16 protein-coding genes and 1 tRNA gene are annotated in these 20509 nt (G+C 49.8%); 2 read left to right on the top strand and 15 right to left on the bottom strand.

Annotated elements, in window-relative coordinates:
* Window positions 1-62: 62 nt before the first annotated feature.
* The 15 genes from hemB to G358_RS0116045 form a co-directional block, all read right to left on the bottom strand.
* Window positions 63-1064 carry a porphobilinogen synthase gene (gene hemB, locus G358_RS0116120; protein WP_019638272.1) on the bottom strand — a complete coding sequence of 334 codons (1002 nt, stop codon included), beginning with the start codon at window positions 1062-1064 and terminating at the stop codon, window positions 63-65.
* An 888-nt stretch (window positions 1065-1952) separates the two neighbouring features.
* Window positions 1953-3497 (bottom strand): uroporphyrinogen-III C-methyltransferase, encoded by a 1545-nt coding sequence (gene cobA, locus G358_RS0116115; RefSeq protein ID WP_019638271.1) that lies wholly within the window; start codon window positions 3495-3497, stop codon window positions 1953-1955.
* Between the two features lie 8 nt (window positions 3498-3505).
* A complete protein-coding gene (gene hemC / locus G358_RS0116110) occupies window positions 3506-4480 on the bottom strand; it encodes a hydroxymethylbilane synthase (RefSeq protein ID WP_019638270.1) in 975 nt (324 codons plus the stop codon).
* Window positions 4477-5145 carry a precorrin-2 dehydrogenase/sirohydrochlorin ferrochelatase family protein gene (locus tag G358_RS0116105; RefSeq protein WP_019638269.1) on the bottom strand — a complete coding sequence of 223 codons (669 nt, stop codon included), beginning with the start codon at window positions 5143-5145 and terminating at the stop codon, window positions 4477-4479. The genes hemC and G358_RS0116105 overlap by 4 nt, the downstream gene beginning before the upstream one ends.
* Window positions 5146-5407: 262 nt before the next feature.
* Window positions 5408-6883, bottom strand: coding sequence for a glutamyl-tRNA reductase (gene hemA, locus G358_RS0116095; protein WP_019638267.1), 1476 nt, complete (start codon window positions 6881-6883; stop codon window positions 5408-5410).
* Between the two features lie 260 nt (window positions 6884-7143).
* Window positions 7144-7542, bottom strand: coding sequence for an adenosylmethionine decarboxylase (gene speD / locus G358_RS0116090; RefSeq protein WP_019638266.1), 399 nt, complete (start codon window positions 7540-7542; stop codon window positions 7144-7146).
* Window positions 7543-7854: 312 nt separating this feature from the next.
* Complete coding sequence (locus G358_RS0116085) at window positions 7855-8442, bottom strand: hypothetical protein (protein ID WP_019638265.1); 588 nt, start codon at window positions 8440-8442, stop codon at window positions 7855-7857.
* 209 nt (window positions 8443-8651) lie between these two features.
* On the bottom strand, window positions 8652-9272 hold the full coding sequence (yihA, locus tag G358_RS0116080) for a ribosome biogenesis GTP-binding protein YihA/YsxC (RefSeq protein ID WP_019638264.1): 621 nt from the start codon (window positions 9270-9272) through the stop codon (window positions 8652-8654).
* Window positions 9273-9286: 14 nt separating this feature from the next.
* Entirely contained in the window at window positions 9287-11623 is a 2337-nt protein-coding gene (gene lon / locus G358_RS0116075) for an endopeptidase La (RefSeq protein WP_019638263.1), read from the bottom strand.
* Window positions 11624-11779: 156 nt separating this feature from the next.
* Complete coding sequence (gene lonB / locus G358_RS0116070) at window positions 11780-13489, bottom strand: ATP-dependent protease LonB (protein WP_026342297.1); 1710 nt, start codon at window positions 13487-13489, stop codon at window positions 11780-11782.
* 376 nt (window positions 13490-13865) lie between these two features.
* Window positions 13866-14990 carry a flavodoxin-dependent (E)-4-hydroxy-3-methylbut-2-enyl-diphosphate synthase gene (gene ispG / locus G358_RS0116065; RefSeq protein WP_019638261.1) on the bottom strand — a complete coding sequence of 375 codons (1125 nt, stop codon included), beginning with the start codon at window positions 14988-14990 and terminating at the stop codon, window positions 13866-13868.
* Window positions 14991-15108: 118 nt separating this feature from the next.
* The gene (gene clpX, locus G358_RS0116060) at window positions 15109-16365 is read right to left on the bottom strand and encodes an ATP-dependent protease ATP-binding subunit ClpX (RefSeq protein WP_019638260.1); all 1257 of its coding nucleotides are present in this window, start codon (window positions 16363-16365) and stop codon (window positions 15109-15111) included.
* A gap of 12 nt (window positions 16366-16377) precedes the next feature.
* On the bottom strand, window positions 16378-16968 hold the full coding sequence (gene clpP / locus G358_RS0116055; RefSeq protein WP_019638259.1) for an ATP-dependent Clp endopeptidase proteolytic subunit ClpP: 591 nt from the start codon (window positions 16966-16968) through the stop codon (window positions 16378-16380).
* Between the two features lie 266 nt (window positions 16969-17234).
* Window positions 17235-18611, bottom strand: a complete 1377-nt coding sequence (gene tig, locus G358_RS0116050) for a trigger factor (protein ID WP_019638258.1) — start codon at window positions 18609-18611, stop codon at window positions 17235-17237.
* 202 nt (window positions 18612-18813) lie between these two features.
* The gene (locus G358_RS0116045) at window positions 18814-19638 is read right to left on the bottom strand and encodes a hypothetical protein (protein WP_019638257.1); all 825 of its coding nucleotides are present in this window, start codon (window positions 19636-19638) and stop codon (window positions 18814-18816) included.
* Window positions 19639-19984: 346 nt separating this feature from the next.
* On the opposite strand from G358_RS0116045, the gene G358_RS0116040 reads away from it, so the two are divergent.
* Window positions 19985-20058: transfer RNA gene (locus G358_RS0116040), tRNA-Arg, on the top strand.
* A gap of 214 nt (window positions 20059-20272) precedes the next feature.
* The coding region (locus G358_RS33695) for a hypothetical protein (RefSeq protein WP_205621545.1) at window positions 20273-20509 on the top strand (237 nt) is incomplete at its 3' end.

Here is a 20509-nt window from a genome sequence, read left to right as displayed (position 1 = left end):
CCCACGGTAATGTAATTACCTGAATACCACTGGCATTACCTTTAGCATCATTTCTGGCACTATTATCTATCGCGCAGCCAACGGGCCGCATCCTTCGCAAAATAAGTAATGATGATGTCTGCTCCCGCACGTTTCATCCCGAGCAGCATTTCTGTTACAATTGCCCGCTCGTTAATCCATCCCTGTGCAGAGGCAGCCTTGACCATCGAATATTCGCCGCTTACATTATACGCTACGATAGGCAGATCAAACTGATCGCGCAGCGTCCGGATAATATCCATATAGGCGAGCGCCGGCTTGACCATCAGCATGTCGGCCCCTTCGAGCACATCCGTCTCCGCTTCACGCAGCGCTTCCCGGGCGTTGGCCGGATCCATTTGATACGTCTTGCGTTCCCCGAACTGCGGCGCCGAATCGGCAGCTTCTCGAAAAGGACCATAAAATGCCGAAGCATATTTTACAGAATACGACATGATCGGTACTTGGCTGAAGCCAGCTTCGTCCAGACCGGAACGAATCGCTTGCACAAAACCATCCATCATATTCGACGGTGCGATAATATCGGCGCCTGCTTGAGCTTGAGATACGGCCGTTTTGACAAGCAACTCCAACGATTCGTCATTCAATACGTCTCCGCATACGTGTCCATCCCTTTCAAAGGTGTGAACCATGCCGCAATGGCCATGATCCGTAAACTCGCACAGGCAAGTATCGGCGATGACCAGCAGCTCGGGATACCATGATTTAATTCGCCGCGTGGCTTCCTGCACGATGCCATTTTCTATGAATGCGGATGTGCCTACGCCGTCCTTTTCTTCCGGGATGCCAAATAACAGCACTGCCGGAATGCCCAGCTCGACAATTTCCTTGACTTCCTCCTGGAGCTGATCCAAGGAAAAATGGAACACACCTGGCATAGAAGAGATTTCATTCTTTATTCCTTGCCCATATGTTACGAATATCGGCTGGACGAAATCGTCCACCGTCAATACCGTTTCACGTACCATGCTGCGAATCCCTGCGGATTGCCGCAAACGGCGATGTCTAACTATTGGAAATGTCATGGCGTATAATCCTCCTTTTTATTTTTCCCATCCCACCCAAACCCTCCCTTGTCGTAAGGGAGGGCTCCAAGGGCTGCGCCCTCTGGACTCCCGCAATTGGAATAACGTTGGAGAAGCAGAGGCGCTCCTGCATCGCTGTCCCCTGACGGGGATGCGCTTAGGTTTGGTGCGTGGAACGCTTTTCCCCCTTCGGGTACGTCTTACTTTTGGCGCCCCTGGGTATCTGGGTAAACATTCTGCTCAACTCTGCAGCGGTCGACGCTCCCGGGAAGGCTGCGTGCAATCAGTCGCTTCCCGCCCTGACGGGCCCGCTCTACGTTTGGCGCTCCTACTGTTGGGTGGGTGGAGTTTATTTAGCTGTATATGAGTTAGGCTGGACGTAAGTGGCGCTCTCCCCTGCGGGGATACGCTCGCTGCGTCGAAGGGATTAATTACTTTTACGTTGTGCCTCTTACTGCTACTGACTACAGTACCGGCGCTGTCCCCTCACGGGGATGCGCTTAGGTTTGGTGCGTGGAACGCTTTTCCCCCTTCGGGTACGTCTTACTTTTGGCGCCCCTGGGTAACCTGGGTAAACATTCTGCTCAACTCTGCAGCGGTCGACGCTCCCGGGAAGGCTGCGTGCAATCAGTCGCTTCCCGCCCTGACGGGCCCGCTCTACGTTTGGCGCTCCTGCTGTTGGGTGGGTGGAGTTTATTTAGCTGTATATGAGTTAGGCTAGCTGTGAAAGGCGCTGTCCCTACGGGGATACGCTCACTGCAGCGCAGGGATTAGTTACTTTGGCGTTGTGCCTCTTCCTGCTACTGACTACAGTACCGGCGCTGTCCCCCCTGGGATGAGCTTACCGTCGCTTTTCAAAAAATATAAAGTATGAGTGCTACCGCCTAGTTAATCGCGAATGCTCGCCCGCCAGTCGCAAAGGGATTGGACCAGGCTGCTTATCGTAGATTCCTCAGCCATAATATCGACGGTAAAGCCGGCCTCTCTCGCGGTTTGCGCGGTAAGCGGGCCGATACAAGCGATAACGGCGCCTGCAAGAGCTTGAACTGGATCGGCGAGCCCCATGCCCTTCAAAGCGGCGATCAGGTTTCTTACGGTGGATGAGCTTGTGAAGGTCACGACGTGGATGCCGCCCTCTTCGATGAGCTTCAAAAGCTCATCATCTTCCTCACTCGCTAGCACGGTCTCATACATTACAGCATCCGTAACGGACAGACCCTGCTCGCTCAACACTTCGGGCAGCCATGACCGCCCGAGATCGCCGCGCGGCAGCAACACCTGCTGTCCGGCCTGCATTTGGCCGCCGTACGCCTCAAACATTCCTTCCGCCTGATATTGCCCAGGCAGCTCTTCGGCGGCGATCCCGCGGCTGCGCAGCGCTTCCTTCGTTGCCGGGCCGACCGCGGCTATTTTCGCTTTATGCAGCGAACGGATATCTTGTCCCAGTCTTTCCAGATGCATGAAGAAATACTCTACGCCGTTGACGCTCGTAAAGAATACCCAATCATAGTCATGAAGACGGCTTAGCGCTTCGTCCGTATGAGCAAGCTGATCCGCATTGCCGGGCAGCCGCATTTCGATTACGGGGAACTCGTACGGCTCCCCGCCCAGTTCCTCGATCTCGGCGGCAAGCTCGCTGGCCTGGCTGCGGGAGCGTGTCACCAGCACTCTTTTACCGAACAAAGGCAGCGTTTCTGCCCATTTCAAATGCTCGCGCTGGTTGACAACGTCACCGACGACAATCACAGCCGGAGGCTGAAAGTTCGCCTGCTGTACTTTTCGTTCGATATCCTCAAGCGTGCCGGTCAATGTTTCTTGCTCCGCGCGGGTACCCCAGCGGACAAGGGCGACCGGCGTATCCGGAGACCTGCCATAAGTGATTAGCTGTCTGCTGATATAACCGATCTTGGCAACCCCCATCATAAAAATGAGCGTTCCCGTCGCATTCGTGACCTTCTCCCAGTTGATGGACTTGTCGAGCTTCTCCGGGCTCTCATGCCCCGTAATGATGGACAGAGAAGAAGCCATGTCCCGATGTGTAACCGGAATGCCCGCATAAGCTGGGACAGAAATCGCTGCCGTAATTCCGGGCACAATTTCATAAGGGATTCCATGCTTGCGCAGCAGTTCGGCTTCCTCGCCAACCCGGCCAAAAATCGTCGGATCACCGCCTTTAAGACGTACAACCGTCTTTCCGGTCAATGCCAAATCGACAAGCAGTTGGTTGATCTCCTCCTGCTTCATCGTATGGCGGTCGGGAAGCTTGCCCACGTACACTTTCTCCGCGCCGGACTTCATCTTTTTCAGCAAGCTCGGATTAGCCAGGCGGTCGTAAACGACGACATCCCCTTTTTCCAGGCACTGCAGCCCTTTCACTGTGATCAGTCTTGCATCGCCGGGTCCCGCCCCGACTAAATATACTTTGCCAGCCATCCCATCGCTCACTCCCTGACTTCCGCCAAAATTTCATCTGCCCCTCTGGAGATCAGCTTATCGGCCAATTCTTGTCCCAGCTGCAGCGGATCTTCCCCGGTCAAGCTTTCCTTCAGGACAAGGCGTCCATCCGGCGTTCCTACTAGCCCTGTCAAAACGATACGAGGCGCAGGCGTATCCAAGCCAGCTTGCTCCTCATGTTCCCCATGCGGCTCCAAGGTCGCATAAGCTCCAATCGGAACTTGGCAGCCGCCGTTCAGCACACGCAAAAATTGCCGCTCGGCCGCTACCGTTAACGCTGTATCTGGATCATTATACAAGGACAGTAAATGACGCACCTCAGCATCGTCCTCGCGGCATTCAATACCGAGCGCCCCCTGTCCGACTGCAGGCAAACATATCTCTACGGGCAATAAAGAAGTAATGCGTTCTTCCCAGCCCATCCGGTGCAGCCCTGCGGCAGCCAGAATTATGGCATCGAAGCCTTCGCTCTCCAGTTTACGCAGTCTGGAATCGATATTCCCCCGGATCCACTCCAACTTAAGATCCGGACGGTACTTCTTCAACTGGCTGGAGCGGCGCAAGCTGCTTGTACCAATTTTGGCTCCTTCCGGAAGCTCGTCCAGGCTCAGTCCGTTCCGGGAAATCAGCGCGTCCCGCGGATCAACTCTAAGCGGAATTGCTCCGGTTATGAGACCATCCTGAAGTACAGAAGGCATATCCTTCATACTGTGTACCGCCAAATCAATTTCACCGCTTAGCATCGCCTGCTCGATTTCCTTCACAAACAATCCTTTGCCGCCGACCTTCGATAAGGTCACATCTAAAATGCGGTCACCCTTCGTAACAATTTTGCGAATTTCAAAATCATAGGGCAGCCCATGCTCCACACAAATTGCCTTCAATGCTTCGATCACATGCCCGGTTTGAGTTAGGGCCAGTTGGCTCTGCCTCGTTCCAACTACAATTGTTCGTTTGTTCATTCTCTTTCCTCCTGTTCCGCTTCAATCCAAGATGCCAGCTCATCATCACTCCAGGGCCGGAAACAGCCCTCCCGAATTTGCGCTAGTATATCCATTTCAGCCAGCGACCTATAAAGAGACTTGCGCCTTTCAGCATCATGCACACGGTCTTTAATTTGCCCCCTGACCCTACTTAAAAAATCTATATAAGCTTCGTAATGATCTCCAAATGCTGCATCTACTTCGCGACAGAGCTTGCGGGATACCAAGGGACCGGCGCCGGACGTAGATACAGCAACAATTAGCCCGCCCCGACGAAAAGATGCAGGTGTTATAAAAGTGCCACGCATACCATCGCTTGTATCGTTCACTGGAATTCCCCAGCCTTCTGCTTCCTTTACGACAGCCGCATTGACTTCCTCCTTGTCCGTAGCAGCATAAACGAGATAGGCCCCTTTCAAATCCCCTTCCCGGTAGTTCCGGTTATTCCATTTCATTTGTCCCTTCTCATAGCACGCCATCAAATGCGGCGCCAGTGACGGACTAATCACGATCGTATCGGCAGATGCAGCTATAAGCGCAGCTGCTTTCCGCGCAGCAACTTCACCGCCGCCAACAACGACGCAGCGTCTGCCCGTACAGTTCAGCATTAGCGGAATATAATGCGGCAGCATGTTGATCACCATTCCTTGGTTACACTTTCACTTAGTGAACCTAGATTATATCGTAAGCCTTGCGTAAACCTGTAATGATAGCATAACCTACCATTCCCGATTTTTCCACGTCATTAAAAGGAGCCGGCGGAACAAGCTGAACAGACATAAGAAAAGCCCTGCGCCCTTCCGCTTCGCTTCCCGATTGCACCCTAATGCAACCAGGAAAAAAAACAGAAGGCTCAGGGCATACAATGACGATCCCATCATATATTCAATCACGTAACCTTAAACCTTAAACCGATACCTGCACGAGTGAAAGAGCAGCTTGTTTCTCAACGTATGTCTCTTCCTTGTCTGCACGTTTCTCTTCTTGACTTGAAGCAGCTTCTTCCGCCGTATTCCTGTTATCCGCTGGAACTTGTGGCGAAGGCGTTGCTGATGACGAAGATGCAGATGATGAGGCGGTTGAAGAGGAAATTGAGGAAGCCGTCAAAACTTCCACCTGTTCTTCCAGCGCAAAAATTTGCGCAAACATGTCGAGTGCGTCCGCTCCATGCTCTTCACCGGCCATTTCCTTGATCCGATTAATCGGATCATGCATCATTTGATTCACGATGCTCTTCGTTAGCCGCCGGATAACTTTCCGCTGCCGTTCATCCAGCTCAGGCAGCTTGTTGAATAGACTTTCCATCGTGCTCTCGTGAATCGAGGACGATTTCTCCTGCAGCGCGCGAATGACCGGTCTGACTCCAAGCGTTTGCAGCCAGTTGGCGAACACACCCATCTCCTCTTCAATCATCCAGTCGATTTTAAGAGCTTCGCCGCGGCGCATTTCCATATTACTCTCCACGATGCCTTCCAAATCATCGATATCATACAAGAACACATTGTCCAGTTCTCCAATCGATGGATCGACATCCCGAGGAACGGCGATATCGATAATGAATAACGGACGGTTGGGCCGCTGCTTCATACTGTGCGCTACCTGAGCAGACGTAATAACATAGCCCTCCGCACCAGTAGAACTAATCAAAATATCAATGTCCTGAAGGCGTTGCATAGCCTCTTGCATCGAGCAAGGAATACCGTCACATTTGGCGGCAAGTTCCTGTGCACGGCCAAAGGTACGATTGGCTACCAACACTTCGGCAGCTCCTCCTCCGCTTAAATGCTTCGCCGTCAGCTCACTCATCTTTCCAGCGCCGAGTATAAGCACCTTCTTGCCTTCAAAGCTGCCAAATACCCGTTTGCCGAGTTCAACAGCGGCATAGCTTACCGAAACGGCACTTTCTCCGATCGCCGTCTCGGAATGAGCCCGCTTGCTAAGCGTAATCGCCTGTTTAAAGAGCATATTAAACCAAGTACCGGTCACCTTTTCACTTTGGGACAGCAAAAATGCATTGCGAACCTGTCCTAATATTTGTGTCTCACCAAGGACCATAGAATCAAGACCGCAAGCTACCCGGAACAAATGACGGATCGCCTGCTCATCCTCATACATATATAAATGCTGTGTAAACTCTTGTCTGGGAATACCAAACCACTGCTCCATGAAGCTGCGGATGAAATATCCGCACATGTGCAAACGGTCAACTACTACGTAAATTTCTGTTCTGTTGCAGGTTGCTATAATGACGCCTTCCAATACACTCTTGGTGCGTTTCAACTCTTGCAACGCTTGCGGTAAATCCCGTTCGGCAAAAGTAAAACGTTCTCTGACTTCCACAGGCGCTGTTCGATAGTTCAACCCGACTACGACGATGTGCATTGCAAGTTCACCTGCCTTGTTAAGATGTTACATCATCAACCGAAAATAAACTATGTTAATTATATCACACGACTAGCGTGTTCTCCGGTGCATTTAGTGAGCTTTTTATGAACTCTTTATGAAGATGAGCAAAGATAAGCAAATTTTTCCCATAAAACAAATAACCATGGAATTGCTCCATGGTTATCTTATTTTACCCAATTTTCCGTAATCAATAAGTTACGAAACCACTGAGTCATCAATTTCTTCTTTATATAAGTTTATACAAGCTCCACTTGTTTCATGTCAGGCGTTACTACTTCAAGCTCGCCTAACCCGCGAATAATTTTCTTCGCGTACATTTTCTCCGGTTTCAATACGGACACCAGGTAATCGATTGCCAACTGAGGATCAACCGTCTCCCCACAAGTATAGCAATCAATAGCAGCAAACCCTCTCTCAGGATACGTATGAATCGAGAGATGGCTCTCCGACAACAACACAAGTACCGTGGCACCTTGCGGTTCGAACTGTTTGGATTGCACGGACAATACCGTTGCTCCACAAGATTCAGCAGCTTCCACCAAATGAGCTTGCAACAGCTCTGCATTGTTCAGTACCTCAAAGTCGACTCCCCAAGTATCAACAGCAACGTGTCTTCCGAAAGTTGAATATTCCATCCTTCGGTTCCCCCTTCCTAGGAATAAAATGTTTGAAAAAATTTCATCCGCTAGGACCTACGTCATTCACTTCCCGAGGGAAAAATCTCTCGCAACATCTCCATGTCCTGAGTGAATCCTGGTTCCTATATTCTTTTCAACGAGATTAAAAATACCATCTATCCGTGACAATTGCAACACTTTTCGCAAAAAAAGTTTATTTCATTGTCCGGAAAAAAAACTACCCTATATTTAGAGTAGTTTTCCTTACCACTTTATGTCATTCCCTAGTCACTTGTGACAGAAGTCCAGAAGGCAATTTACATTGCCTGTTCAAGCTTCCAGAATGAACAAACGGCGGGTATGCTTGCGAAGCTGTTCGTCAATTTGCTTTACAGCAGCCGAGTCTTGGGCCACAAAGCGTCGATCCAGAAGAGAATTTACGTCGCGGTGAATCTTTTCAATCTCCTGTTCAACGTCATTGTTGCGATAAATACGCTGCAGCTCACCGACCGTATCCTTATGCTCATAAACTAATTTGTAGGAATCACGGGAATACTCTACAATTTTACGTACACGGCCCTCTTGATAATAATACATCATCATGAATCCGTTATAAATGCGTGTAACCATACCAGAACCTTTAAAAGCCGCAAATAAAAGGCGCATTACGTTTGTTAAATGGGGTTTTTCCAAGCGGAAAGACAATTCACAGACATAATAACCGTCCTTACGGTCAAAAGGCAGATGGACTTCTTCTCCGCTGTCATCCTCCAGCACCACCTCTTGGCCGCCATTATCCAGCACCTTCACACGCTGGCGGACATGAGGATCGTACACTTTGTGAATAAACTGAGACATCTGAACTTCCGACAACCGCAAACTGGCGTTAACATATTCTGTGGCTAACCGCTGAGCCATAAAAATCTCCTCAATTCTTTTAGCAATCCTTAATTATAATTATACACTACTCATTCAAGGTATTGCTCAGCGTTCAAAACGTGAATTCCTGCCAAATTTCAGAAAAAAACGGTTTAAGCCGTTCTCAGCTGCAAAAATCCCCCTGCATGCTCACTTTCCTGCTGAAACTTCTTCAAATCCCTTCATCATCCATCTGATTCTTAAAATTTTCAATCTAATACTCCCTGCTGCTCTTCCGGGTCCCCATGGATGATATGACGGCTGATATGGCTCCACAGCTCGTCCTTGCCGATCCCCTCTTCAGAAGAGAACATGACGAAATGATCCCTCGCTCTAAGAACAAGAGAGTCCTTAACAATTTTCACATGCTTCTGCCAGCGCGATTTAGGGATTTTATCGGCTTTCGTCCCCACAACACATACCGGCAAATCATAATGCTTCAGCCAATCATACATCATTTCGTCATCTTTGGTCGGAGGATGCCGCAAATCGATGACGAGAAGGATCAATTTCAGGTGCTCCCTCTCCAGCAAATATTTCTCAATCATTTGGCCCCATACTTGACGCAGCGTTTTGGACACCTTGGCGTAGCCATAGCCTGGCAAATCGACGAAATACAACTGGTCATTAATACGGTAATAATTCAAATGCTGCGTCTTTCCCGGCGTCGAGCTCGTACGTGCCAGGTTCTTGCGGTTAATCATCCGGTTGATCAGGGATGACTTGCCAACGTTGGAGCGCCCGGCCAGAGCAATCTCCGGCAGGGCATCTCCTGGATATTGATCAGGGCGTACAGCACTGATCACAAATTCTGCATTCGTTACTTTCATAGGTGAATTCCTCTCTAATGAATCCCGGATTGGTCTACAAGGGCATGCTCCAGCACCTGATCCATATGGGATACGGGAACAAACTCGACATCTTCCTTCACGCTGTCTGGAATATCCCGCAGATCGCGTTCGTTGTCTTTAGGGAGCAGGATCTTCTTATAGCCCGCCCGGTGGGCAGCCAGCGATTTCTCCTTCAAGCCGCCGATCGGCAGCACGCGCCCCCGCAGCGTAATCTCGCCCGTCATCGCCACGTCCTTGGATACGTAGCGGTTCGTGAGCGCAGAAATCAGCGCCGTGGCGATCGTAATGCCGGCAGAAGGCCCGTCTTTCGGAATCGCTCCTTCCGGAATATGAATATGGATATCGTTCTTTTCATGGAAATCAAGCGGAATATTCAGCTCTGACGCCCGGGATCTCGTATAACTGAAAGCCGCCTGAGCAGACTCCTTCATCACGTCGCCAAGCTTTCCGGTCAGCGTCAGCTTCCCGGTACCCGGCACGACCGTCACCTCGATGACGAGGGTTTCGCCGCCGACTTCCGTCCAAGCCAGCCCGGTAACCGTGCCGATCTGGTCTTCCAGATCAGCTACACCGTAGCGATATTTCGGGACGCCTAAATAGTCCTTGATATCGTCGGGCTCAATTTCAATTCGCTCCACGTGCTCCGATACGATCTTCTTGGCCGCCTTGCGGCACAAGGCAGCCACCTGCTGTTCCAAGTTGCGCACCCCGGATTCGCGGGTATATTCGCGGATCGTACGAAGCAGGCTGTCCTCGCCAATGACAAGCTGGTCCGCTGTCAAACCGTGATCGCGCTGCTGCTTCGGCAGCAAATAACGGGAGGCAATCTGCAGCTTCTCCAGCTCCGTGTAGCCGGGAATATAGAGCATTTCCATCCGATCCAGTAGCGGACGCGGAATGTTATGAACGGCATTCGCCGTCGTAACAAACATGACGTTAGACAAATCAAACGGAAGCTCGATGAAGTGATCGCTGAACGTATTGTTTTGCTCGGGATCCAGCACTTCAAGCAGCGCGGAAGATGGATCGCCCCTAAAGTCAGAGGCCATCTTGTCGATTTCGTCGAGCAAAAATACCGGATTAAGCGTGCCGGCCGTTTTCATCCCTTGGATGATGCGGCCCGGCATCGCACCTACATAAGTACGGCGATGTCCGCGGATTTCCGCTTCGTCTCTTACACCGCCTAGGGAAATCCGTACAAACTCACGGCCTAGAGAGCGGGCGATCGAGCGGGCAAGTGAGGTCTTTCCGACCCCTGGAGGCCCTACAAGGCACAAAATAGGACCCTTAAGCTTCTTAACAAGCTTCTGTACAGCCAAATATTCCAGCACTCGCTCTTTCGGCTTATCGAGACCGTAATGATCTTCATTCAACACCTGCTCAGCTTTGGCCAGATCAAGATCGTCCTCCGTTCTCTCCTTCCACGGAAGACTAAGCAACCAGTCCACATAGTTGCGTATGACGCCGCCTTCTGCAGAGCTGGCTGGCATTTTCTCCAGCCGATCGATTTCTTTCTCGACCTTTTCCCGGACCTTTTCCGGCAGTTCCTTTTCCTCGAGTTCAGCGCGAAGCTCCTCGACTTCTCCTGCACGGCCTTCCTTCTCGCCGAGCTCTTTCTGGATCGCCTTCATCTGCTCCCGCAAATAATATTCCTTCTGCGTCTTCTCCATTTGCTTCTTGACGCGCTGGCTAATTTTGCGTTCCAGTTCCAGCACTTCGCGCTCATTATTCAAAATGTCGAGCAGCTTCTCCAGCCGCCGCCTTACATCAATCGTCTCTAAAATTTCCTGCTTATCCTTTATTTTTAGCGACAAGTGGCTTGTAATGACATCAGCAAGGCGTCCGGCCTCTTCAATATCAGATACCGCAGCCAGCGTCTCAGGCGTCACCTTCTTGGACAAATTGATGTAATGCTCAAATTGAGTCAGCACAGTACGCATCAGCGCGTCTACTTCCGGATCGGCAAAGTCCTCCTCGGGACGCTCCTCCGCAATGACCTCGTAATGCTCATCATTGTCCAAATATTCGATAATTTCGGCGCGCTCTACTCCCTCGACCAGTACGCGTATCGTCCCGTTGGGAAGCTTCAGCATTTGCCGTACTTTCGCTACTGTACCAATACGGAAAATATCTTCCTGGGTCGGCTCTTCTATGTTCACTTCAGATTGAGAACAGAGGAGAATCAAATTGTCGTCTACCATCGCCTTTTCCAACGCCTTTACAGACTTCTCACGCCCAACGTCCAAATGCAATACCATGCTCGGGTAGACGAGAAGGCCCCGCAAAGGCAATAAAGGAAAACGACGGCTTTTGGATTTATGGGATCCCATCGCTTTCGCACCTCCATACGTTCTCGTTAGATATTAGTCCTATTTTAGCAAATGTTACATAAAAACACCAACGAAGAGCGACTGCACAGTGCAGCCGCCCTAATATAACACTTCGACTGTAGAGCCTTATTTTTGTACGGTACAGCTTGCAGTTAACTACATCGTTCCCCCTTGCGGGGACTCCGCATGCAAAAATGGCACCGGCGCAGGAACAAAAGACTCGCCCCCAAGTGACAGACCGAACTTTTTTTCTGCTTCGGGCCCGAATACATGGCGGAACACCTCGGACACCGATTCTACTGGAATTACACTTAACCCTTGCAAACCTTCAAACAGCGTCTGCCAATTATCCTTTGGAATAAGCACGGTCGTCGCCCCCGCTTGAAACGCCGCTTCCACTTTAGCTACAACGCCGCCTACCGGCTTCACCTTCCCGTGTATGCCCAGTTCCCCGGTCATGGCGATCCGGTTGTCGACGGGCACCCGCTTGATCGCTGAAGCAATCGCCGTCGCAATGGCCATTCCCGCAGAGGGGCCATCGATCGGGGTTCCTCCAGGAAAATTGATATGCAGGTCGTAATTGGCCGGATGAAGGCCAAGGCTCTTCAGTACGGTCAACACGTTTTCTACCGAGCCTTTAGCCATGCTCTTGCGCCGCAGCGTCCGGTTGCCTCCGCCGATCTCCTCTTCATCCACAACTCCCGTAATCGTGTAGATGCCTTTTCCTTTTTGCGCTGGTACCGCCGTCGCTTCAATCTCCAGCAATGTCCCCATATTCGGGCCGTATACAGCCAGCCCATTAACGACACCGACCTCTGATTGCTCGTTAATTTTCCGTTCTGGACGCGGAGCCAATTGACTGCTCGTAGCTACCCATTCCAAATCGGAAGCCAGCAAATGATCCCGCTGCTCGGTCAGGGCCAGCCCCGCGGCTAGCTGAACCATATTGACGGCTTCCCGCCCATTCGTCGCGAACTTTTTGATCACCTCGATCGCTTCAGGACAAGGCTGAAATCCAATTCTCTTCACCGCATCCTCGGCAATTTGGGCAATCTCCTCCGGCAATAGCGGACGGAAATAAATCTCCATGCAGCGCGACCGCAGAGCAGGGGGAATTTCATGCGGCGAACGTGTCGTCGCACCGACCAGCCGAAAGTCAGCAGGCAATCCATTTTGAAAAATGTCATGGATATAGGCCGGAGTCCCGGAGTCTTCCGAGTTATAGTAGGCGCTCTCCAGATACACCTTGCGATCCTCCAGCACCTTCAGCATTTTATTCATTTGGATGGAGTGAAGCTCCCCAATTTCATCGATGAACAGAATGCCGCCGTGCGCCTTCGTAACCGCTCCTGGCTTTGGCTGCGGTATTCCCGCAACTCCCATTGCACCGGCCCCTTGGTATATTGGATCATGAACCGACCCAATCAGCGGATCGGCAATGCCTCTTTCGTCAAATCGGGCGATCGTGGCATCCATCTCGATAAATTTGGCGTCTGCCTTAAACGGGGATATCGGATTTTTTTTCGCTTCCTCCATCACTACTCTGGCCGCAGCCGTCTTGCCCACTCCTGGCGGCCCGTAAATAATTACATGCTGCGGATTGGCACTGCATAACGCTGCTTTCAAAGCGCGTAATCCGTCCTTTTGCCCAACAATGTCGTTCATCGAAGCGGGACGCGTGCGTTCTGCCAGCGGCTTCGTCAAAGATACCGCCCGCAATTTCCGCAGCTTCTCCATCTCTTTGCGCGACTCTTTATCGACCGCAGTCCGGTTTCCCCGCTGACTCCGAAGTTGATTCCAGAAATAAAGGCCAATCACTACGGCAAAAAACATTTGAACGGACATCAAAATTACATTCAGTTCCATCATACAGAGCCTCCCACACTTTTACTGATACATGGTAGTATTGCCCTATTCGCCCCTCATAAAACACAAATAAAAGCTAATATGAAATTAAGAAAAGCGCCGATTGGATTAAATTGGCACAGAAGGAAGATGTTCGTCTCTAAATGTATTTCATGTACTTCATGCAGTTCGTGCACCGATTTTGAGTTGACTCCTTATAATTATGTAAATTCGTTTCTTAAAATAAAAGGAGCCATAGATAGAATCCTCAGTTAGAATGAAGTTGTCGAGACCCATTCATAAGGAGGTGTTCTATTTATGACTCAATATCAGATTAACCTTGCTACGATTCTCTTCATCAAGCTTCGTTCATCAATTAAGCAGTCACCCTAATCGCTTATACTTCAGCGCTGGCCGCCCGGTGCTCTTTGCGTCCGGGAATTTCGCCTGTCGCTTCATATACTTCGACAATGTGATCAATTTCTTTCTTTAATTCCGATACAAGATCAGCTTCCGGCACCTTGCGAATCATTTCCCCGTATCGGAACAGTAGACCTTCTCCACGCGCTCCGGCGATTCCGATATCCGCTTCTCTCGCCTCACCCGGTCCGTTCACGGCGCAGCCGAGCACGGAAACCTTAATCGGCACTTTCAAATTAGCGATATAATCTTCCACTTCATTCGCAATCGCAAACAGATCGATATCCAACCGTCCGCAAGTCGGGCAAGACACCAATGTAGCGGCGTTGGAAATCAAACCGAAGGTTTTAAGCAGCTCGCGAGCGACCTTCACTTCCTCCACAGGGTCCGCACTTAATGAAATCCGAAGAGTAGATCCGATGCCCATCGACAGCAGCGCCCCGATGCCAGCCGCACTTTTGACGGTTCCGGAGAAAAGGGTTCCGGCTTCAGTAATGCCTAGATGAAGCGGGTACGGTATCACTTCCGCCGCTTTGGAATACGCCGCGATAGCCATTGGGACATCAGACGCTTTGAGCGAAACGATAATGTCGTGAAAATCCAGTTCCTCCAGTATTCCGATGTGGAACAAGGCGCTTTCCACCATAGCCTCTGGCGTAGGATAGCCGTATTTTTCAAGCAGATGATTCTCCAGGGAACCTGCATTCACTCCGATCCGGATAGGAATCCCCTTCTCCTTGCAAGCCTGCACGACAGCTTCAACCTTCTCCCGGCGACCAATGTTGCCCGGATTAATCCTCACTTTATCGATCCCGTTCTCGATCGCAAGCAGAGCTAGCTTATAGTTAAAATGAATATCGGCCACCAGCGGTATGTGAATTTGTTTCTTGATTTCCTTGATCGCCGCAGCAGCTTCCTCATTGTTCACCGTCACGCGGACCAATTGACAGCCGGCTTCTTCCAATCGAAGAATTTCCGCTACCGTAGCGGTAACGTCAGCTGTTTTGGTGGTGCACATGCTTTGAATGATTACTTCGTTACTGCCGCCGATCGTCAGATTACCGACTTTAACCGGCCGGGTATCTTGTCTCAAGAATGTCATTTCAGGTCTCTCCCATAACGTCAAAGCTCCACCCCTGCAAGTCACGAGATAACTCGGTTCGCTCTTGCAAAGGTGGAGAACTTGACATCTATTTTGTAGCGGATACGGCTAATCTGCCTTATGCGCTCTCTTCCTGCTTCTTGTTCTTCTTCGGCTCCAGTTCAGGAACGGTCTTGTCCTGAACCACTTTCTCCGTAATGACGCAGTCCGTAATATCATCACGTGAAGGCACCTCATACATCAGGTCCAGCATAATGCCTTCAATGATCGACCGAAGTCCGCGGGCACCGGTGTTCCGCTTAATCGCTTCCTGAGCGATGGCCTCAAGAGCCTTCTGCTCAAATGACAAAGCTACATTATCCAGCTCCAGCAGCTTCTGATATTGCTTAACCAAGGCATTCTTCGGTTCGGACAAAATACGCACAAGCGTCTTCTCATCCAGCGGTTCCAGGGTAGAAACAACCGGCAAACGGCCGACGAATTCTGGAATCAAGCCGAACTTAAGCAAATCTTCCGGAAGCACCATGGAAAGATATTCGCCCGCCTTAAGATCCTTCTGGCCCTCGCTCACCGCGTTAAAGCCGATCACTTTCTTGCCGATCCGACGCTTGATGATTTGCTCCAGCCCGTCAAAAGCACCGCCACAAATAAACAAAATATTCGTCGTATCGATTTGAATGAATTCCTGATGCGGATGCTTGCGTCCGCCTTGCGGAGGTACGGAAGCAACGGTTCCTTCCAATATTTTAAGGAGAGCCTGCTGGACCCCTTCGCCCGATACGTCGCGCGTAATGGAAGGATTTTCGGATTTGCGAGCCACTTTATCAATTTCATCGATGTAAATGATGCCGCGCTCCGCCTTTTCCACGTCATAATCCGCAGCTTGAATCAGCTTAAGCAAAATATTCTCGACGTCTTCGCCTACATAACCGGCTTCTGTCAGAGAGGTTGCATCAGCGATGGCAAACGGAACGTTCAAAATTCTGGCCATCGTCTGCGCGAGCAATGTCTTACCTGAGCCGGTAGGGCCCAGCAGCAAAATATTACTCTTCTGCAGCTCGACATCTTCCACCTTGCCCTGTATATTTACACGTTTGTAGTGATTATATACCGCCACAGAGAGCGATTTCTTCGCTTGCTCCTGGCCAATTACATACTGATCGAGAATATCGCGGATTTCCTTCGGTTTCGGAATTTCCTTAAGATCCAATTCCTCTTCATGACCGAGTTCCTCTTCGACGATCTCCGTGCATAATTCGATACATTCGTCACATATATAAACGCCTGGTCCGGCAACAAGCTTGCGGACCTGCTCCTGCGATTTGCCGCAAAATGAGCACTTCAGTTGTCCCTTTTCATCGTTGAACTTGAACATGTAAACACCCCTTTATGATTTGATCGGCTTACTAATGACCTGGTCGATAATCCCATAGGCCTTAGCCTCTTCCGCGCTCATGAAGAAGTCGCGGTCAGTATCGCGTTCGATTTTTTCAAGGGGTTGACCCGTCCGATCCACGTAAATTTGATTCAGCTTCTCTCTCGTTTTGATAATCCACTCCGCATGGATTTTAATATCCGCAGCCTGACCGCGTATACCACCAAGCGGTTGATGAATCATCACTTCGCTGTTAGGGAGAGCAAATCGTTTGCCCGGCGCCCCTGCCGTAAGCAAGAGCGAGCCCATGCTGGCGGCCATTCCTACGCAAATGGTAGAAACATCCGGCTGGATGTATTGCATCGTATCATATATACCCATCCCGGCAGTAACCGAACCACCAGGCGAATTGATGTACAGATGGATGTCCTTTTCAGGATCTTCCGCCGCCAAGAACAACAGCTGGGCTATTACGAGATTGGCGACATCATCATCAATCGCGTTGCTGAGAAAAATAATGCGATCCTTAAGAAGTCTCGAGTAAATATCGTAAGACCGTTCTCCCCGGCTCGTTTGTTCTACGACCATAGGTACCAGACTCATGCGACCAACCTCTTTTCCTTTTAAAATTCTTACGCTTACAGAAATATTCTATCACGTTCAAAGGCGCATGTCATTTTTCATTCTATACAGTGTATGACTTCCTGAATTTATTATATAACTGAAGTCTTGTCCGGAAAACGTTGGGAATATATGTATTTTAAAAAGGTGAAAAATTAAGGCACGCATCTTATATACGTGCCTTAATCATTTTCATCATGTTCGGACTTAAAGCCTCAATCACATCAACCATTCACAGCAGAAAAATTCTACTCTTCGGTTGTTTCCTCTTTAGCTTCCACAGCCGCGTCTTCCTTAGCAGCTTCTGCTTCCTTCGCCTCTTCCTTCTTCTCCGCCGGAACCTCTTTGCTATTCTCCATCAAAAATTCGATCGTCTTGCGGAGAGTTACATCCTCATTCAGGCTGCCAAGCGAACCGTTTGCTGCCAAAATGTTGCGGATTTCTTCAGGACTACGCTTGTACGCTTCCGCCATATCGTTAAGCTCTTTGTTGATTTCTTCTTCGGTAGCTACGATATTTTCTTCCTTCGCGATTTGCTCCAGAACCAGGTTGTTGCGAACGCGCTTCTCAGCATCGGCTTTCATTTGCCCTTGGAGATCCTCGATCGTTTGACCGGAGAAGCTAAGGAACATTTCCAGATTCATACCTTGGGAACGCAGACGGTTGTCGAAATCGCGCACCATGTTCTGAACTTCGCTTTCGATCATCGACTCAGGGATTTCAACGTCAGCCTTCTCGCTTACTTTGTCAACAAGCACTCCTTCGCGAGCTGCTTTGCTGTCTTGCTCCTTGCGGGAAAGCAATTCTTTCTTCAAATCGGCTTTGTATTCTTCCAGCGTATCGAATTCGCTAACATCTTTCGCGAACTCATCATCGAGCTCTGGCAGTTGTTTGCGCTTGATTTCATGTACTTTTACTTTGAATACAGCTTCTTTGCTAGCGAGATCTTCCGCATGGTATGTCTCCGGGAAAGTAACGGTAACGTCTTTGAAATCACCAGTTGCCAAGCCGACAACCTGTTCCTCAAAGCCTGGAATGAATGCGCCGCTTCCAAGCTCTAGCGAATAGCGCTCAGCCTGGCCGCCTTCGAACGGAACACCGTCCACGGAGCCGTCAAAGTCGATAACGACAGTATCTCCGTTTTGTGCTGCTTCTTCGTCGATGACAACGAGTTCGGCATGACGCTGTTGCAGCCGCTCAAGCTCTTGAGCAATTTCTTCATCAGTTACTTCTACGGCTTCGACAGGCACTTCGATACCTTTGTACTCGCCCAGTGTAACTTCTGGTTTAACTGTTACTTTTGCCTTGAATTTGAATGGTTGTCCTTTTGCAAATTGCTCTACGTCCACTTCAGGACGGTCAACCGGGAAAATATCCGTTTGATCAACCGCTTCGCTGTAAACTTCCGGAAGGAGGATGTCAATCGCGTCCTGATACAGAGATTCAACACCAAAGCGTGCCTCAAAAATAGGACGAGGTACTTTACCTTTACGGAATCCTGGTACGTTAGCTTTTTTTACGACTTTTTGAAACGCTTTATCCAGTGCAGCAGATACGCGATCTGCTTCCACTTCAACCTCAAGAACGCCGAGGTTCTTCTCTATTTTTTCCCAAGTTGCTTTCATTTTATGCCTTCCCCTCCAAATTTCACATATTACTATATTGAAATACTGAAACCGAATCGCGATAAAGCAGCTATCATGGTTCCAGTATAGCTGTCTCTATGTCCACGTTCAGAATAACCACTATATTATAAACAACAATACATCTTTTTACAAGAGCAGATCCCGGTAGTTCTTAGACATTGTTATGCTGCCAAAATACCTGTTAACCTCCTGCCCCTGCTGCAACAAAATGCCGCATCGAACGGTATGCCTGTTCAAATCTTAAGCGCATATCATCCGTTATTCCGTAAAGATTTCTCAGTTCTTCGTCGCTTTTTCCGCCAGGAAGGCTGTCTGATACGATTAAGTGCAATGCTGCAGCCCATATGTCGATGACCTCATCTTCCTCGTCCAGCATCGAGCGGTAATTTTTCGTGCCGTAGATCGCCATAATGAACTGCGACCACAGCTCCTGGGCAAAATAAAACAGCGTTGGGTCATGCACCTGCGTCTCATTGCCGACACGTTCAAGTACGGCTTGAATCGGTTCCGGAAATTGCTCTGGCTTAAGAGGTACGGCCTCAATCTCGATTTCCACCTGTTCGCCGCCGCGATACAAGGTAAGCGTCCCCTGCATTCCCCGGCGCTGCAAGGTTTGAAGCACCCGATACTGCAGCAGCGGATGCAAGTCATTGTGCTCAATCCACTCTATAAGCACTTCATCCACCTCGGCCCGGTCTAAATAAACGAGCTGCTCCAAAGCAAGAAAGGTTTGCTCGGATAATGGCTTGTTCGTCACGGCATGGAGCAGCTTGTTTGCATAATCATGATCTTCAGCCAGCTTTGCTTCCGCATGCTGTCGAGCCATTTCCTCTTCAATATAAGGCTCCTCTTCAGGAATGCCGTCTTGGCCAGACGCAGGAAAAGCACTATTCAGCCAATCCAGCAGTGCCTGCCATTCATCATAATGTCTCGGATCCTGCCCCTGGCATTGAAGCAGAAATTGCAAAAGTTCAGCGGCTTCACGGTATCGCTCCGTTTCCAGCATGCGCGTGAGTTCAATCTGGTAGTAGTCTAATGTTTTGGGAAACAGTACGATGTTGTCCTTTTCGCCAGGTCGAGAATTGCTGATATGCGCAACCTCCTTTGTTTCATAATTACAATATTGAGATTATAGCATAGACATATTGGAAGTTAAAAATGTCTGTTCTCCCAAGCTAAACGGCCTATTTTTTCCCATGAAAACGACCGCCTTTCATTGAAGGCTTCTCCTGATTTTATTGTTGCTGCGGCTGATTCATCATTATTTAGGAAAATTTTTTTCAAATTTAGTATTGATTCATGACATTGGCTGTGATAAAATATTTTTTGCTTGCGTTTTTATTATTTGTTATGTCCCAGTAGCTCAGCTGGATAGAGCAACGGCCTTCTAAGCCGTCGGTCAGGGGTTCGAATCCCTTCTGGGACGTATAGTAAACTCTCCTTTGGGAGAGTTTTTTGCGTCCAGGGGGATGAGAACACCTGTAGGGGTTCGTCGAAGTGAGACCGCCAAGCGCAGAGGCAGGACGAACGCAGTCTCGCGCCGGAGCGCGAGTATCCCTTCTGGGACGTATAGTAAACTCTCCATCGGGAGAGTTTTTTTACGTCCAGGGGGATGAGAACACCTATAGGGGTTCGTCGAAGTGAGACCGCCAAGCGATGCGGCAGGACGAACGCAGTCTCGCGCCGGAGCGCGAGTATCCCTTCTGGGACGTATACAAACTCTCCATCGGGAGAGTTTTTTTGCGTCCCGGGGGATGAGAACACCTATAGGGGTTCGTCGAAGTGAGACCGCCAAGCGATGCGGCAGGACGAACGCGAAGCCGTACTCGTTCATCCGGGTGAACATAGACCAGAGGACTTCAGTTCTGTTCCGTTTG

Source organism: Paenibacillus fonticola DSM 21315 (genome assembly GCF_000381905.1).
Classification (GTDB): domain Bacteria; phylum Bacillota; class Bacilli; order Paenibacillales; family Paenibacillaceae; genus Fontibacillus; species Fontibacillus fonticola.
The sequence above is the reverse complement of the archived record's forward strand: the minus strand, read 5'-3'. Positions and strand labels throughout refer to the sequence as shown.

Coding starts and splice junctions, on each gene's coding strand:
- hemB (WP_019638272.1), bottom strand. CDS start 1,064: ATGACATTTCCAATAGTTAGACATCGCCGTTTGCGGCAATCCGCAGGG.
- cobA (WP_019638271.1), bottom strand. CDS start 3,497: ATGGCTGGCAAAGTATATTTAGTCGGGGCGGGACCCGGCGATGCAAGA.
- hemC (WP_019638270.1), bottom strand. CDS start 4,480: ATGAACAAACGAACAATTGTAGTTGGAACGAGGCAGAGCCAACTGGCC.
- G358_RS0116105 (WP_019638269.1), bottom strand. CDS start 5,145: ATGGTGATCAACATGCTGCCGCATTATATTCCGCTAATGCTGAACTGT.
- hemA (WP_019638267.1), bottom strand. CDS start 6,883: ATGCACATCGTCGTAGTCGGGTTGAACTATCGAACAGCGCCTGTGGAA.
- speD (WP_019638266.1), bottom strand. CDS start 7,542: ATGGAATATTCAACTTTCGGAAGACACGTTGCTGTTGATACTTGGGGA.
- G358_RS0116085 (WP_019638265.1), bottom strand. CDS start 8,442: ATGGCTCAGCGGTTAGCCACAGAATATGTTAACGCCAGTTTGCGGTTG.
- yihA (WP_019638264.1), bottom strand. CDS start 9,272: ATGAAAGTAACGAATGCAGAATTTGTGATCAGTGCTGTACGCCCTGAT.
- lon (WP_019638263.1), bottom strand. CDS start 11,623: ATGGGATCCCATAAATCCAAAAGCCGTCGTTTTCCTTTATTGCCTTTG.
- lonB (WP_026342297.1), bottom strand. CDS start 13,489: ATGGAACTGAATGTAATTTTGATGTCCGTTCAAATGTTTTTTGCCGTA.
- ispG (WP_019638261.1), bottom strand. CDS start 14,990: ATGACATTCTTGAGACAAGATACCCGGCCGGTTAAAGTCGGTAATCTG.
- clpX (WP_019638260.1), bottom strand. CDS start 16,365: ATGTTCAAGTTCAACGATGAAAAGGGACAACTGAAGTGCTCATTTTGC.
- clpP (WP_019638259.1), bottom strand. CDS start 16,968: ATGAGTCTGGTACCTATGGTCGTAGAACAAACGAGCCGGGGAGAACGG.
- tig (WP_019638258.1), bottom strand. CDS start 18,611: ATGAAAGCAACTTGGGAAAAAATAGAGAAGAACCTCGGCGTTCTTGAG.
- G358_RS0116045 (WP_019638257.1), bottom strand. CDS start 19,638: ATGCTGGAAACGGAGCGATACCGTGAAGCCGCTGAACTTTTGCAATTT.